Annotated in this window: 13 protein-coding genes and 1 pseudogene; 8 read left to right on the top strand and 6 right to left on the bottom strand. The window is 33.1% G+C overall.

Going from position 1 to position 15,772, the window contains the following annotated elements; all coding sequences use genetic code 11:
- Nucleotides 1-321: 321 nt before the first annotated feature.
- Nucleotides 322-1,653 (bottom strand): glucose-6-phosphate isomerase, encoded by a 1,332-nt coding sequence (locus IDG65_RS08460; protein ID WP_000148851.1) that lies wholly within the window; start codon nucleotides 1,651-1,653, stop codon nucleotides 322-324.
- A 350-nt stretch (nucleotides 1,654-2,003) separates the two neighbouring features.
- Between IDG65_RS08460 and IDG65_RS08455 the strand changes: the two genes are divergently transcribed.
- From IDG65_RS08455 to IDG65_RS08445, 3 genes are all read left to right on the top strand, one after another.
- Complete coding sequence (locus tag IDG65_RS08455; protein WP_000660047.1) at nucleotides 2,004-3,209, top strand: argininosuccinate synthase; 1,206 nt, start codon at nucleotides 2,004-2,006, stop codon at nucleotides 3,207-3,209.
- Nucleotides 3,199-4,578, top strand: a complete 1,380-nt coding sequence (gene argH / locus IDG65_RS08450; RefSeq protein ID WP_000066061.1) for an argininosuccinate lyase — start codon at nucleotides 3,199-3,201, stop codon at nucleotides 4,576-4,578. The genes IDG65_RS08455 and argH overlap by 11 nt, the downstream gene beginning before the upstream one ends.
- 241 nt (nucleotides 4,579-4,819) lie before the next feature.
- Nucleotides 4,820-5,749 carry a glycerophosphodiester phosphodiesterase gene (locus tag IDG65_RS08445; RefSeq protein WP_000185319.1) on the top strand — a complete coding sequence of 310 codons (930 nt, stop codon included), beginning with the start codon at nucleotides 4,820-4,822 and terminating at the stop codon, nucleotides 5,747-5,749.
- Between the two features lie 281 nt (nucleotides 5,750-6,030).
- On the opposite strand, the gene IDG65_RS08440 is transcribed toward IDG65_RS08445, so the two are convergent.
- From IDG65_RS08440 to IDG65_RS08420, 5 genes are all read right to left on the bottom strand, one after another.
- Nucleotides 6,031-7,275, bottom strand: coding sequence for a Glu/Leu/Phe/Val family dehydrogenase (locus tag IDG65_RS08440; protein ID WP_000138487.1), 1,245 nt, complete (start codon nucleotides 7,273-7,275; stop codon nucleotides 6,031-6,033).
- A 108-nt stretch (nucleotides 7,276-7,383) separates the two neighbouring features.
- Complete coding sequence (locus IDG65_RS08435) at nucleotides 7,384-8,574, bottom strand: ornithine--oxo-acid transaminase (RefSeq protein ID WP_000167314.1); 1,191 nt, start codon at nucleotides 8,572-8,574, stop codon at nucleotides 7,384-7,386.
- 307 nt (nucleotides 8,575-8,881) lie between these two features.
- Nucleotides 8,882-10,009, bottom strand: a complete 1,128-nt coding sequence (locus tag IDG65_RS08430) for an NADH-dependent flavin oxidoreductase (protein WP_000838036.1) — start codon at nucleotides 10,007-10,009, stop codon at nucleotides 8,882-8,884.
- A gap of 361 nt (nucleotides 10,010-10,370) precedes the next feature.
- Nucleotides 10,371-10,748, bottom strand: a complete 378-nt coding sequence (gene ygs, locus IDG65_RS08425; protein WP_001067293.1) for a S1 domain-containing post-transcriptional regulator Ygs — start codon at nucleotides 10,746-10,748, stop codon at nucleotides 10,371-10,373.
- 415 nt (nucleotides 10,749-11,163) lie between these two features.
- Nucleotides 11,164-11,757 (bottom strand): peptidylprolyl isomerase, encoded by a 594-nt coding sequence (locus IDG65_RS08420; protein ID WP_000035058.1) that lies wholly within the window; start codon nucleotides 11,755-11,757, stop codon nucleotides 11,164-11,166.
- A 63-nt stretch (nucleotides 11,758-11,820) separates the two neighbouring features.
- Here IDG65_RS08420 and IDG65_RS08415 point away from each other — a divergent pair, with 63 nt between their 5' ends.
- The 5 genes and pseudogenes from IDG65_RS08415 to IDG65_RS08395 form a co-directional block, all read left to right on the top strand.
- Nucleotides 11,821-12,204: a kinase-associated lipoprotein B gene (locus IDG65_RS08415; RefSeq protein ID WP_000781162.1), complete on the top strand. Its 384-nt coding sequence runs from the start codon at nucleotides 11,821-11,823 to the stop codon at nucleotides 12,202-12,204.
- 130 nt (nucleotides 12,205-12,334) lie between these two features.
- Complete coding sequence (mnhA1, locus tag IDG65_RS08410) at nucleotides 12,335-14,740, top strand: Na+/H+ antiporter Mnh1 subunit A (protein ID WP_000054604.1); 2,406 nt, start codon at nucleotides 12,335-12,337, stop codon at nucleotides 14,738-14,740.
- The gene (gene mnhB1 / locus IDG65_RS08405; protein ID WP_001081626.1) at nucleotides 14,733-15,161 is read left to right on the top strand and encodes a Na+/H+ antiporter Mnh1 subunit B; all 429 of its coding nucleotides are present in this window, start codon (nucleotides 14,733-14,735) and stop codon (nucleotides 15,159-15,161) included. Before mnhA1 ends, mnhB1 begins: the two co-directional genes overlap by 8 nt.
- Nucleotides 15,161-15,502 (top strand): Na+/H+ antiporter Mnh1 subunit C, encoded by a 342-nt coding sequence (gene mnhC1 / locus IDG65_RS08400; RefSeq protein WP_000402803.1) that lies wholly within the window; start codon nucleotides 15,161-15,163, stop codon nucleotides 15,500-15,502. Before mnhB1 ends, mnhC1 begins: the two co-directional genes overlap by 1 nt.
- A pseudogene (locus tag IDG65_RS08395) lies at nucleotides 15,495-15,772 on the top strand (Na+/H+ antiporter subunit D); the annotation flags it as partial. The gene mnhC1 and the pseudogene IDG65_RS08395, both read left to right, overlap by 8 nt.

Genomic DNA, 15,772 nt, shown 5'->3' with positions numbered 1-15,772 from the left:
ATCAATCCCTTTCTTTGGCTGAAGATAATTATTCTTACATTATAAAGTTAATTACTAAGTAAAGAAACATTAACATGTAATCATGCTAATAAATCAGTCTCTAGTAGTATAACAATATTATTGTATGACAGATGTTATTTTTTCTTTAATTTTCTCTTAACATCTTGTCACATTAGCTAGTAACCTAGTTCTTGCATATAAATAAAAACGAGGTTGTCATTACATTTTTACATTTGTAATGACAACCTCGAAAATATGCTTTAAATAGTTAACGTCTAGTTCTATCTTTTCAAACTTCACTAATCTTTGAAGTAATGTATTTTATAAACGTTCTTCTAATTCTTTTTTCAAGTCTTCAAAACCAGGTTTACCTAATAATGCGAACATGTTTTGTTTATATGCTTCTACACCAGGTTGGTTAAATGGATTTACGCCTAATTGGTATCCACTCATTGCACAAGCAAGTTCGAAGAAGTATACGACATAACCGAAAGTTTCTTCATCTAATTGTGGAATGTTCACTACCATGTTAGGAACACCACCATCAGTATGTGCTAATAATGTACCTTCGAATGCTTTTGTGTTAACTTCGTCGATTGTTTTACCAGCTAAATAATTTAATCCGTCTAGATCATCACTATCTTTTTCAATAGTAATATCATATTTAGGATGATTTACTTTTACAACTGTTTCGAATAAGAAACGACGTCCTTCTTGTACATATTGACCTAAAGAATGTAAATCAGTTGTGTAGTTGGCACTTGAAGGATAGATACCTTTGAAGTCTTTACCTTCTGATTCACCAAATAATTGTTTCCACCATTCATTAAAGTATTGCATAGATGGTTCATAGTTAATCAACATTTCTGTTGTATAACCTTTTGCATATAAAATGTTTCGAATTGTCGCATATTGATATGCAATGTTTTCTTCTAATTTATCTGAAGATAATTCTTCACGTGCTTTTGCAGCACCAATCATCATAGCTTCGATGTTAATTCCAGCTGTTGCAATTGGTAATAATCCTACTGCTGTTAAAAAAGAATATCTTCCACCTACATCATCAGGTACGATAAACGTTTCATAACCTTCGTTTGTAGCCAACTGTTTTAAAGCACCTTTTTCTTTATCCGTTGTTGCAAATATACGTTTTTGTGCTTCTTCTTTACCGTATCTTTCTTCAACTAATTGTTTGAACAATCTAAATGCAACTGCTGGTTCTGTAGTTGTACCAGATTTAGAAATAACGTTTACAGAGAAATCTTTGTCTGCTAAATAATCAACTAACTCTTTCGTATATGTTGATGACAAGTGATTACCAACAAATACAATTTCAGGGTATTCATTGCTGTTTCTAAATGATGACGTTAACATTTCGATTGCTGCACGTGCACCTAAGTAAGAACCACCAATACCGATGACTACTAAAACATCAGAATTTTCTTTAATGCGTTTTGATGCTTCAACAATTCTTGAAAATTCTTCTTTGTCGTAATCAACTGGTAAATCAACCCAGCCTAAGAAGTCACTACCTGCACCAGTACCTTCATGAATTGTTTTGTGAATTGATTTAACAATTTCTTGTTGTTGTTTTAATTCGTGTTCACCGAAAAATTCTAACGTTTTACTAAAATCTAATTGAATATGAGTCATCTATAAAAGCCTCCTGTTTCATTTAATATCTTAATTTTACTAAGTTTACGTTTGCGATTCAATTCACAAGTTTGTACTTAATCAATAAAATTGATATTTATGTGACGTTTCACACCTATTTTTCAACAAACATTTCAAACTGGCGTCAAACACTCAAACATTTTTTATACAATTTGCATGTTTTTTAAAATACTTTTAAACATTGATAAATAAGCATTTATACTTACAACTCTAACTATCTCTATCGCATTTTATGAATAAATATGTAAAATAATGGTTTTATTTTCATTAAAAGTTTGCTATCATGTGTTCATACGAAATATTCAGATAACTACAATGAGGTGAATTTTATGAAAGAGAAAATTGTTTTAGCATATTCAGGAGGACTAGATACAAGTGTGGCCGTTCAATGGCTTATCGACAAAGGATACGATGTTGTAGCTTGTTGCCTAGATGTTGGTGAAGGTAAAGATTTAGACATCGTTTATAAAAAAGCTTTAGATATGGGAGCAGTTGAATGTCATATTATTGATGCAACAAAAGAATTTAGTGATGAGTATGTAAGTTATGCAATCAAAGGAAATTTAATGTATGAAAATGCATATCCATTAGTTTCAGCTTTATCAAGACCATTAATCGCTAAAAAATTAGTAGAGATTGCTGAGAAAACAAATTCAGTAGGTATTGCACATGGTTGTACTGGTAAAGGGAATGACCAAGTACGTTTCGAAGTTGCCATTAAAGCATTAAACCCATCATTGAAAGCATTCGCACCTGTACGTGAGTGGGCATGGAGTCGTGAAGAAGAAATCGATTATGCAATTAAACATAATATCCCTGTATCAATCAACCATGATTCACCTTATTCTATCGATCAAAATCTATGGGGCAGAGCGAATGAATGTGGTATTTTAGAAGATCCTTATGCTGCGCCACCAGAGGATGCGTTCGATCTAACAAATGCTTTAGAAGAAACACCAGATACTGCTGATGAAATCATTTTAACGTTTGATAAAGGCATCCCAGTTCAAATTGATGGCAAAACATATGAATTAGACGATTTAATTTTAACGTTGAATGCATTAGCTGGTAAGCATGGTATCGGAAGAATTGACCATGTAGAAAATAGACTTGTAGGTATCAAATCAAGAGAAATTTATGAAGCACCTGCTGCAGAAGTTATTTTAAAAGCGCATAAAGCATTAGAAACGATTACGTTAACGAAAGATGTCGCACACTTTAAACCAATCATCGAGAAGCAATTTGCTGAACAACTATACAATGGACTTTGGTTCTCACCTTTAACTGATAGCTTAAAATTATTTATTGATAGTACTCAGCAATACGTAAGTGGTGATGTCAGAATTAAATTATTCAAAGGTAATACCATCGTAAATGGTAGAAAATCACCTTACACATTATATGATGAAAAATTAGCAACTTATACAAAAGAAGATGCATTTAATCAAGACGCTGCTGTTGGCTTTATCGATATCTATGGTTTACCTACTCAAGTAAATGCGATGTTGCATGGAGGCTATAGCAATGAGCAATAAAGCTTGGGGCGGTAGATTTGAAGTACAACCTGAAGAGTGGGTTGACGACTTTAACGCATCCATTACTTTTGATCAAACGCTCATAGATCAAGATATCGAAGGCAGCATTGCACATGCAACTATGCTTGCGAATCAAGGCATTATTAGTCAACAAGACAGCGAACAAATTATACAAGGACTAAAATCTATTCAACATGATTATCATCAAGATCAAATTCAATTTAGTGCATCATTAGAAGATATTCATTTAAATATTGAACATGAATTAATTAAACGTATTGGTGATGCTGGTGGTAAGTTGCATACTGGACGCAGTAGAAACGATCAAGTTGCAACAGATATGCACTTGTACACTAAGAAACAAGTGCAAGATATCATCGCATTAATTAAGTCGTTACAAAGTGTAATTGTAGACATCGCTTCCAATAATGTTGATACAATTATGCCTGGTTATACTCATTTACAGCGTGCACAGCCAATTTCATTTGCACATAATATTATGACTTATTTTTGGATGTTACAACGAGACCAACAACGATTTGAAGATAGTTTAAAACGAATCGATATTAATCCTTTAGGTGCAGCAGCCTTAAGTGGTACCACATACCCTATCGATAGACACGAGACAACAGCATTGTTGAACTTTGGCAGTCTCTATGAGAATAGCCTAGATGCTGTTAGTGACAGAGACTATATTATTGAAACATTGCATAATATTTCTTTAACGATGGTTCACTTATCACGCTTTGCAGAGGAAATTATTTTCTGGTCCACAGACGAAGCTAAATTCATTACATTATCAGATGCATTTTCAACTGGCTCATCTATTATGCCACAAAAGAAAAATCCTGATATGGCAGAATTAATTAGAGGTAAAGTTGGTCGAACGACTGGTCATTTAATGAGCATGCTTATGACTTTAAAAGGATTACCTCTAGCATATAACAAAGATATGCAGGAAGATAAAGAAGGTTTATTCGATGCTGTCCATACAATTAAAGGTTCTTTACGTATTTTCGAAGGTATGATTCAAACGATGACAATTAATAAAGAACAACTCAATCAAACTGTTAAAGAAGATTTTTCAAATGCAACGGAACTAGCAGATTATTTAGTAACTAAAAATATTCCATTTAGAACTGCACATGAAATTGTAGGAAAAATTGTCTTAGAATGTATACAACAAGGTCATTATTTATTAGATGTTCCTTTAGCAACATATCAACAACATCATTCTAGTATTGATGCCGATATTTACGATTATTTGCAGCCTGAAAATTGTTTAAAACGACGTCAAAGTTACGGTTCAACAGGTCAATCATCGGTCAAACAACAACTTGATGTTGCTAAACAATTACTATCACAATAAATACGTTAATCTACCTACCCACAATGTCTATTAAAATTACATTGTGGGTATTTTAATGCTCTCTTCGTCTTGTTGAAAATCACATTTTTAAGATTCCTAAAATGTTTGATAATTCTTTTAAATTTATATTACAGAAATGTTATAAATTGTAAAAGAAATGTGTAAAGCGTTTTCACAAGCAGGTTTTTGTAGTATTTTAAAATTGTTAGACTACAAATAAAGAGATGAAAGGATAAAGACTATGACTAACTCTTCGAAAAGCTTCACTAAATTTATGGCTGCTTCTGCTGTTTTTACTATGGGATTTTTATCAGTACCTACTGCTGGCGCTGAACAAACAAATCAAATTGCAAATAAACCTCAGGCTATTCAATGGCATACAAATTTAACGAATGAGCGATTCACTACTATCGCACATCGTGGCGCAAGTGGCTATGCACCCGAGCATACGTTTCAAGCATATGATAAGAGTCATAATGAGTTAAAAGCATCTTATATCGAAATTGATTTACAACGTACCAAAGATGGCCATTTAGTTGCTATGCATGATGAAACTGTTAACCGTACAACAAATGGACACGGTAAAGTTGAGGATTATACCCTTGATGAATTAAAACAGTTAGATGCAGGAAGTTGGTTTAATAAAAAATATCCAAAATACGCAAGAGCAAGTTATAAAAATGCTAAAGTACCCACTTTAGATGAAATTTTAGAACGTTATGGCCCGAATGCAAACTATTATATTGAAACAAAGTCACCTGATGTATACCCAGGAATGGAAGAACAATTATTAGCTTCATTGAAAAAGCATCACCTTTTAAATAACAATAAATTAAAAAATGGACATGTAATGATTCAATCATTTTCTGACGAAAGTTTAAAGAAAATTCATCGTCAAAATAAACATGTGCCATTAGTAAAATTAGTTGATAAAGGTGAACTACAACAATTTAACGACCAACGCTTAAAAGAGATACGCTCTTATGCGATTGGATTAGGTCCTGATTATACAGATTTAACTGAACAAAATACCCATCATTTAAAAGACTTAGGTTTTATAGTACATCCTTATACAGTAAATGAAAAAGCTGATATGTTACGATTAAATAAATACGGCGTTGATGGTGTCTTTACAAATTTCGCTGACAAATATAAAGAAGTCATTAAGTAGTATTGTTAAACTAGAAAACATAAATACAAAAATATAGCTATTACTAAAAAAGACAGCAGTAAGATATTTCCGAATAGAAAATATCTTACTGCTGTCTTTTTAATCAACTATATATAGTTGACCGTTTAATTAGAAATTCTCTGTGTTCGGGGCCCCGGCTATTTTTGAAATAAGCTTGTTACAAGTGTATTTTTATTCAGTCAACTACTGCTAAAATAAAATTAACGAGCTTAGGGCTTTGTTTTCTGTCCCAAGCTCGTTAAATCACATATGATAATTAATTATGCCCAACCACGATATCTAGCTGCTTCTGCTGTACGTTTAATACCTATGATATATGCTGCAAGTCTCATATCTATTTTTCGATTTTGAGACAATTCGTAAATCGTATCAAATGCCGCTTCTAATTTTTCACGTAGCTTTTCATTAACTTCTTCTTCAGACCAATAATAACCTTGATTATTTTGTACCCATTCGAAGTAAGAAACCGTTACACCACCAGCACTTGCTAATACGTCTGGAACTAATAATATACCACGTTCAGTTAAAATACGTGTTGCTTCTGGTGTTGTAGGTCCATTAGCAGCTTCAACAACGATGCTAGCTTTAATATCATGTGCATTGTCTTCTGTAATTTGGTTTGAAATAGCCGCTGGTACTAAAATGTCACAATCTAATTCAAACAATTCTTTATTTGAGATTGTTTCTTCAAATAAATTTGTTACCGTACCAAAACTATCACGACGGTCTAATAAATAATCTATATCTAAGCCATTTGGATCGTGTAATGCACCGTAAGCATCAGAGATACCTACAATTTTTGCACCTAAATCATATAAGAATTTAGCTAAGAAACTTCCGGCATTACCGAAACCTTGAATAACAACCTTGGCACCTTCAATTTGCATATTACGACGTTTTGCAGCTTGTTCAATTGCAATAACTACACCTAGTGCAGTTGATCTGTCGCGTCCATGAGAACCACCCAATACAATTGGTTTACCTGTGATGAAACCTGGTGAATTAAATTTATCTAATGCACTATATTCATCCATCATCCAAGCCATAATTTGTGAGTTTGTAAATACATCTGGTGCTGGAATATCTTTGTTCGGACCTACGAATTGTGAAATTGCTCTTACATATCCGCGTGATAAACGTTCAACTTCATGAATGCTCATTTGACGTGGATCACAAACGATACCACCCTTACCACCACCGTATGGTAAGTTTACAATGCCACATTTCAAAGTCATCCACATTGATAATGCTTTTACTTCTTCTTCATCAACATCTGGGTGGAAACGCACGCCCCCTTTTGTTGGTCCAACAGCATCATTATGTTGCGCACGGTAACCTGTGAATGTTTTAACAGTACCATCATCCATTCGTACAGGGATACGCACTTGTAACATTCTTAAAGGTTCTTTAATTAAATCGTACATTCCTTCGTCAAATCCCAATTTATGCAATGCTTCTTTAATAATTCCTTGAGTAGAAGTTACTAAATTATTGTTCTCAGTCATGATCCTTTTCGCCTCTTCTTTACCTAATGATTTCGCTTTCAAACATATTGTAACATAACGTATTCCTTTTTAAAGCCCTTACAAACTGATTGTTACAACTTTTTGACATTATTGAAATACGTGTCTTATTTTTTCAAGTGCAAGGTCCAATTCTTCTTTAGTAATAATTAATGGTGGTGCAAAACGAATGACAGTATCATGCGTTTCTTTACATAATAAGCCTTCTTCTTTCAAAGCTTCACAATATGGTCTAGCACTTTCATTAAGTTCCACACCTATAAACAAACCACGTCCACGGACTTCTTTAATTGATGGATGATCAATTTGCTTTAATTGTTCTTTAAAATAATCTCCTAATTCTAAAGAGCGCCCTGGTAAATCCTCATCAACGATAACATCTAATGCAGCAATTGATGCAGCACAAGCAAGTGGATTACCACCAAATGTTGAACCATGTGAGCCAGGTGTAAAGACATCTAATACTTCTTTATCTGCTAATACAACAGAAATTGGGAAGACACCACCACCTAGTGCTTTACCTAAAATATAGACATCAGGTTTTACATTATCCCAATCCGTAGCAAATAATTTACCCGAACGACCTAATCCTGCTTGGATTTCGTCAGCAATAAATAAGACATTATGTTCATCACATAATTCTCTAATTGCTTTCAAATATCCTTCTGGCGGTATATTTATACCCGCTTCACCTTGAATTGGTTCTACTAAAACTGCTGCAGTATTTTCATTAATTGCAGCTTTCAATGCATCTACATCTCCAAAATCAACTTTTCTAAATCCATCTAATAACGGACCATAACCACGTTGGTATTCTGCTTCTGAAGATAATGAAACTGGCGCCATTGTTCGACCATGGAAGTTACCATTAAATGCAATGATTTCTGCTTTATTTGGCTCAATTCCTTTAACATCGTATGCCCAGCGTCGTGCTGCTTTCAAAGCTGTTTCTACTGCTTCAGCACCTGTATTCATTGGTAAAGCTTTATCTTTACCTGCCAGTTTACAAATTTTTTCGTACCATTCACCTAAGTTATCACTATGAAAAGCACGTGAAACTAGAGTCACTTTATCAGCTTGATCTTTTAATGCTTGAATAATTTTCGGATGTCTATGACCTTGGTTAACAGCGGAATATGCAGATAACATATCCATATATTTATTGCCTTCAGGATCTTTAACCCATACCCCTTCAGCTTCTGAAATGACAATTGGCAATGGTAAATAATTATGTGCTCCGTAATGATTTGTTAACTCAATAATTTTTTCAGATTTAGTCATCATATCTCCCCTTTTCATCATTTATAACTATTATACATGAAACATTATCCAAATAATTACATTAGTTTTCAAAGCAGATACTTTTCCACCAAAAAAGATGAAATAATCACTAAGTTTCATTAATTTTGTCTATTTTGAAAACCCTTACATTTATAATGACATAATTACTTAAATGATTACAAGCAAAAGAATTGATAATTTTACACTTAATCAAAAGTATATTTTACTAAGAATATTTTTATTTATAAATATTGAAAACCACTAACAAATTGTATACACAATATCATTAGTGGTAACAGTTAAACACTTATTTATCTTTACGTGGTAATGGATAGAACCCTTCATTAAATTGATGCCATAAATTAGGAGTTAAGTGATGATTATCTTCTCTCTCTGGATCAAAGTAATTAATAATTTCATCTTCGCGTCCATCTTTAATTTTCTCAATAAATTGATAATCCAGTAGTAGCTCTCTACCAATAGCTACTAAGTCAACACCAACATTTTCAACTGCATCTAAAGCTTCGTCAGCTGTGAAAATTGAACCAATACCGATAAGTGGCATACGACCATTTATCCATTTGTGAATTAAAGGCAGTCTTTCTTGTCCAGCGTATTTACCTTCACGTGTCGTTGCATGCGTATCCATCATTGAAACATGAATATAGTCGATTGGCATATGGCTAATTTTATTAACGAGTTCCTCTGTAATTTCCATTGTGATTCCTGGAGACTCCGCTTCTTCCGGAGACAATCTGTATCCAACTATAAAGTCTTTATTGCCATACGCTTCTTTCGCTTTAAGCACTTCTTCAATCACAGCGACCGGGAATTTATATTGATTTGCCCATACATCATTTCTACTATTATAGTATGGTGATACAAATTGATGAATTAAGTAATGATTCGCACCATGTATTTCAACACCATCAAACCCTGCTTCAATTGCACGTCGCGTTGCTTCACCAAAATCCTTGATTGCTTGTTCAATCTCTTCATTCGTCATTTCTCTAGCACTATGTTCTTGTTTCTGACCGAAACTTTTTAAAGAAATTGGACTTGGTGCTACGACGTCTCCACCAGGTGTTAATTCAGGCAATGCTTGTGCACCGCCATGATGTATTTGTACGAGTGCTTTGGCACCGTTTTTCTTCATTGCTGTAGCTAATCGTTTTAGTCCTTCAATATCACTGTCATGCGCGATTGATGGCTGTCCTGGAAATGCTTTTCCGACATCACTCACATTACTCGCAGCATTAATTGTAATACCAACATCTTGTGAACGCTTTTCAATATAAGGAAGTTCTACATCTGAAATAGTACCATCATCATTTGAAGAAATATGTGTTAAAGGGGCTAACACAAATCGATTTCTCAACTCTACTCCATTTGGTAATTCTACTTTATCAAACAATGGTTCGTATTTACTTTTCATTACTTAATTCCTCCTTAAAATTATTGAGTTGACTATAACATGTAATTTTTTCATTCTCCAATTATCTGTTTATATAGTTGCAATTCGTTTAATACTTTAAGTTGTAGTTCTCATTTCTAAAATAAATTAAAAAAACAAATCCACATACAATATTGCAAATCAACGATTCTATCTATCAAAGATAATGGATATGTCACCTTAAACCATTTGTACGTGTAAATAGAATCAATCATATTACGTTATCGTAGACAAAAAGAGATTAGTATCTAATAAAATTTAATAGATACTAATCTCTTTTATAGTCTAAGAAACTTTCATTTCAGACCCTTTGTATGATTTTCGGTACGATTTATCTGTTCCTTTAGTCGTTTCGAATTGCTTGCTTTGACTGTTTTATCCAGATTGGTAAGCGTTCTTTAAGTGTTTGAAACCCATATTTTTCTGTTTCTCTGATTTCATCTAATACTGATTGTTTTTCCTTCTTACGCTCATAATTTTTGAAGTAATCATTATCCTTTAATGATAGATTAAGCTTTCCTTCATCATCTATAGACAAAATTTTAGCTTTAACAATTTGGCCTTCTGATAGAAATTTCTTCAAATTATGAACGTAGTCATCCATAATTTCTGATATATGAATCAGTCCTTCAGTATGATTAGGGGTCTCAACAAACGCACCGTATGGTTGAATACCAGTTACACGCACCTTGATATGTTGGCCAATTTTGTAGTTATTCAACTTAATAACCCCTTATTTCGTTTACTTAACACTATTATCATAGCACAAATCGAAATGGTGGACTAATTAAAACATCAAATCATACGAATATTATTTTATAAATGAATAAGAATACTACAAACTTGGATTTACAAATAAAATCAGCAACAAATTCCTATCTAAATCAATATGATATCCAGCTACTTTGTTTTCAATTTATTAACTATTTGAATAGCAATTCTCTGTAAAAACATAAAAAGCAACCTCAACTATTATCTTTAGAATACACATCTATTTAAAAACTGTGCTTTCTTGATAAATATATTGAGATTGCTCATCATGTTAGTTTATTTGTTTTCGTTGGAATATATACTAATCCATTCATAAATTAGCTTTATCCGAGTTTAAAATGTTGGTAGTTAATTATGTTTAGATTTTATTCTTCAACATCAATAGATTCAATTACAACATCATGAAGTGGTTTATCTTGTGGTCCCACTTTTGTATTTGCAATATCTTCTAATGTAGTTTCACCATCAATGATTTGACCGAATACAGTATGTTTTTGATCTAACCATGGTGTACCACCCTTCTCGCCATATGCATCAACGATTGGTTGTGGCCAACCACCATCTGCAAGTTGACTTAACATATTTTGAGGTACTTCTTTCATTTGAACAATGAAAAATTGTGAACCATTTGTATTAGGTCCTGAGTTAGCCATTGATAATGCGCCATATAAGTTAAATGCATTTAATGAAAATTCATCTTCAAAAGCACCGCCATAAATACTTTCGCCACCCATACCAGTAGCTGTTGGATCGCCACCTTGAATCATGAAGTCATTAATGACACGGTGGAATGTTATTCCATCATAATAACCATTTTTTGCATGTGTCACAAAATTTTCAACTGTTTTTGGTGCAATATTTGGAAATAATTTGAATGTCATGTCACCTTTATTTGTGTGCATAACCACTTTAATTTCACCTTGTTGTACTTCTTTGTTTAACTGTGGATAGTTAGCCATTTATATTCTCCATTCATGTTATGATACATATATATTAACATACTTTTAAGGGAGGAAAATAGCATGAAGTTATATCGATTTTCACACAAAACAGGTAGCTATGGTGTCACGATTGTTGAAGAAAATGGAGACGATGTCCTTGTTAAAGTTGAACAAGTTATCAAACACCCGAAACAAGGTGATTTACATAACCCTACTGAAACTGAAGGTGTATTTTTCCATGAACGCAAAGCATTAAGCCATTTTGAAAAACGCTATACGAAACGTTCACAATTACGCGACTTCAATGTTGATGTATTGCGCTATGAAGATTCACTTCAACAAGCAATTACAGATTTAGAAACTAAACTTAAAGCTCAGCAAACAAAACATGCTGAAATGTCTTTAGCTAGTTTAGCACGCTTAAAAGAAGATTATTCACTTCAATACAAAGAAAATTTTAAATAAAAAATGACGTGTTTCTTCTTATTTAAATACTTCTGAAAATAAAGCACAACAAGGAGTGTGTACGTTTTTCAGAACTATATCATTCATGTATAATGAATAACATAAATATTTTTTAAAGGAGGACAACATAGTGAGTTTGTTACATATTGCGGTGATATTACCGTTAATATTCGCACTCATTATTCCTATCCTGTATAGATTTTTTAAACGTATACATTTAGGATGGTTCGTATTACCTGTCCCTATCGTCATATTTATTTATATGCTTACATTAATTAAAACGACGATGTCAGGTAATACTGTAATGAAAACCTTAAATTGGATGCCTCATTTTGGTATGAACTTTGATTTATATCTTGATGGCTTAGGTTTACTCTTTAGTTTGCTTATTTCAGGAATCGGCAGTTTAGTAGTATTATATTCAATCGGCTACTTAAGTAAGTCAGAACAACTAGGGAATTTTTATTGTTATTTATTACTATTTATGGGTGCAATGTTAGGTGTCGTACTTTCAGATAATGTTATTATTCTATATTTATTCTGGGAGCTAACGTCATTTTCTAGTTTTTTACTTATTTCATTCTGGCGCGAACGACAAGCATCTATATATGGTGCTCAAAAATCGCTCATAATCACAGTATTTGGTGGTCTATCATTATTAGGTGGTATCATCTTACTCGCTATACCAACACAATCATTTAGCATTCAGTACATGATTCAACATGCTTCTGAAATTCAAAATAGCCCATTCTTCATTTTTGCGATGATTTTAATCATGATTGGTGCTTTTACAAAATCTGCTCAGTTTCCATTTTATATTTGGCTACCAGATGCAATGGAAGCACCTACACCAGTGAGTGCTTATCTTCATTCAGCAACAATGGTTAAAGCAGGGTTATATTTAATCGCTCGAATGACACCAATCTTCGCAGCATCGCAAGGTTGGATATGGACTGTCACACTCGTTGGTTTAATTACGTTATTCTGGGCTTCGCTAAACGCAACAAAACAACAAGACTTGAAAGGTATACTGGCATTTTCAACAGTATCCCAATTAGGTATGATTATGGCGATGCTTGGAATCGGTGCCATTAGTTATCACTATCAAGGCGATGATAGCAAAATATATGCTGCTGCATTTACGGCTGCAATATTCCATTTAATCAACCATGCAACATTTAAAGGTGCCCTATTTATGATTACAGGTGCAGTGGATCATTCTACTGGTACACGTGATGTTAAGAAATTAGGTGGCTTACTAACAATTATGCCTATTTCATTTACAATCACTGTTATTACAGCATTAAGTATGGCTGGTGTACCACCGTTCAATGGTTTCTTATCAAAAGAATCATTTTTAGAAACAACATTTACAGCAAGCCAAGCAAATTTATTCAGTGTTGATACATTAGGCTACCTATTCCCAATCATTGGTATAGTGGGCAGTGTCTTCACATTTGTATATTCAATTAAATTTATAATGCATATATTTTTCGGACAATATAAACCTGAACAATTACCTAAAAAAGCACACGAAGTATCAATATTAATGCTTTTATCACCAGCTATTTTAGCTACATTAGTAATTGTATTCGGTTTATTCCCTGGCATTTTAACTAATTCGATTATTGAACCTGCTACATCTTCGATTAATCATACGGTAATTGATGATGTTGAATTCCATATGTTCCATGGATTAACGCCTGCCTTTTTATCAACATTAGTGATTTATATTTTAGGTATCTTACTAATTGTGACATTTAGTTATTGGGTGAAATTGTTGCAACGACAACCTGGTAAACTAACATTCAATTATTGGTACAACAGAAGTGCAAATGTTATTCCAAACTACTCTGAAAAGATGACGAATAGCTATGTTACCGATTATTCACGTAATAATTTAGTTATCATTTTTGGTACATTAATTTTATTAACATTTGTCACTATATTCTCAGTACCTTTCAACATTAATTTTAAAGACGTTAGTCCGATTAGAATTTTCGAAGTTTGTATCGTAATTTTATTATTAAGTGCTGCCTTTTTAATTCTTTTCGCTAAATCAAGATTATTTAGCATTATTATGTTAAGTGCAGTTGGATATGCTGTGTCTGTATTGTTTATATTCTTTAAAGCACCCGACTTAGCATTGACACAGTTTGTCGTTGAATCTATTTCAACAGCATTGTTCTTATTATGCTTCTACCACTTACCAAATTTAAATCGTTATAATGAAAAGCGCTCATTCCAGCTTACTAATGCTTTAATTGCTGGTGGAGTTGGTTTGTCCGTCATTATTATCGGTTTAATTGCATACGGAAATAGACATTTTGAATCGATATCTAAGTTTTATCAAGAGCACGTTTATGATTTAGCTCACGGTAAAAACATGGTAAACGTCATACTTGTTGATTTCCGTGGTATGGATACTTTATTCGAGTCATCTGTACTTGGTATCGCAGGATTAGCTGTATATACAATGATTAAATTACGTAAAAAGCGTCAAACGCAAGGTAACGAGGTGAAAAATCATGAATAGACAACAAAATGATCTAATTTTGCAATTTGCTGCAGTTATTATCTTTTTCATGGTAATGGTCTTTGGTTTTTCACTTTTCTTAGCAGGACATTATACACCTGGTGGCGGTTTCGTCGGCGGGTTATTATTCGCAAGTTCACTTGTTATCATTACGATTGCATTTGATATAGAAACAATGCGTAAAATTTTCCCGTTAGATTTTAAAATCTTGATAGGTATCGGATTAGTTTTTTGTATTGCGACGCCTATCGCAAGTTGGTTTTTAGGCAAAAATTTCTTTACGCATGTCACATTTGATATACCGTTATTTATATTAGAACCTGTTCATATGACAACAGCAGTATTCTTTGATTTCGGTGTTTTATGTGCAGTAGTTGGTACTGTCATGACAATTATTATTTCGATTGGAGAGAACGAATAGTGGAAATTATTATGATTTTTGTTAGTGGTATTCTCACAGCAATTAGTGTCTATCTCGTTTTGTCTAAAAGTCTGATACGAATTGTTATGGGAACTACACTATTAACACATGCAGCAAATTTATTTTTAATAACTATGGGCGGACTTAAACATGGTACTGTTCCAATTTATGAAGCGAACGTAAAAAGCTATGTTGATCCTATCCCGCAAGCACTTATTTTAACAGCAATCGTTATCGCCTTTGCGACAACAGCCTTTTTCTTAGTATTAGCATTTAGAACATATAAAGAATTAGGCACAGATAACGTTGAGAGTATGAAAGGAGTTCCAGAAGATGATTGAAAGTAATATGCTTGTGTTAACGCTAGTTATTCCAGTAATTACAGCCATATTACTTGTCTTTATTGGAAAGCGTCCTATTATAAAGCGTTATGTCGCACTAGGCGGTACATTATTAACCTTGGTCGCGGCAATTATCAATTTAGCAAATGTTGTTAAACATGGACCAATACGCGTAGAGCTAGGTTCATGGAAAGCACCATACAGTATTGTCTTTGTATTAGACATATTCAGTGCCCTACTAATAATTACTAGTATTATTATTACAGCTAT

Source organism: Staphylococcus sp. EG-SA-17 (assembly GCF_017151845.1).
Taxonomy (GTDB): domain Bacteria; phylum Bacillota; class Bacilli; order Staphylococcales; family Staphylococcaceae; genus Staphylococcus; species Staphylococcus aureus.
The sequence above is the reverse complement of the archived record's forward strand: the minus strand, read 5'-3'. Positions and strand labels throughout refer to the sequence as shown.

Bases quoted from the DNA above. Each gene is read 5' to 3' on its own strand.
- IDG65_RS08460 (WP_000148851.1), bottom strand. From the start codon at position 1,653: ATGACTCATATTCAATTAGATTTTAGTAAAACGTTAGAATTTTTCGGT.
- IDG65_RS08455 (WP_000660047.1), top strand. From the start codon at position 2,004: ATGAAAGAGAAAATTGTTTTAGCATATTCAGGAGGACTAGATACAAGT.
- argH (WP_000066061.1), top strand. From the start codon at position 3,199: ATGAGCAATAAAGCTTGGGGCGGTAGATTTGAAGTACAACCTGAAGAG.
- IDG65_RS08445 (WP_000185319.1), top strand. From the start codon at position 4,820: ATGACTAACTCTTCGAAAAGCTTCACTAAATTTATGGCTGCTTCTGCT.
- IDG65_RS08440 (WP_000138487.1), bottom strand. From the start codon at position 7,275: ATGACTGAGAACAATAATTTAGTAACTTCTACTCAAGGAATTATTAAA.
- IDG65_RS08435 (WP_000167314.1), bottom strand. From the start codon at position 8,574: ATGACTAAATCTGAAAAAATTATTGAGTTAACAAATCATTACGGAGCA.
- IDG65_RS08430 (WP_000838036.1), bottom strand. From the start codon at position 10,009: ATGAAAAGTAAATACGAACCATTGTTTGATAAAGTAGAATTACCAAAT.
- IDG65_RS08420 (WP_000035058.1), bottom strand. From the start codon at position 11,757: ATGGCTAACTATCCACAGTTAAACAAAGAAGTACAACAAGGTGAAATT.
- IDG65_RS08415 (WP_000781162.1), top strand. From the start codon at position 11,821: ATGAAGTTATATCGATTTTCACACAAAACAGGTAGCTATGGTGTCACG.
- mnhB1 (WP_001081626.1), top strand. From the start codon at position 14,733: ATGAATAGACAACAAAATGATCTAATTTTGCAATTTGCTGCAGTTATT.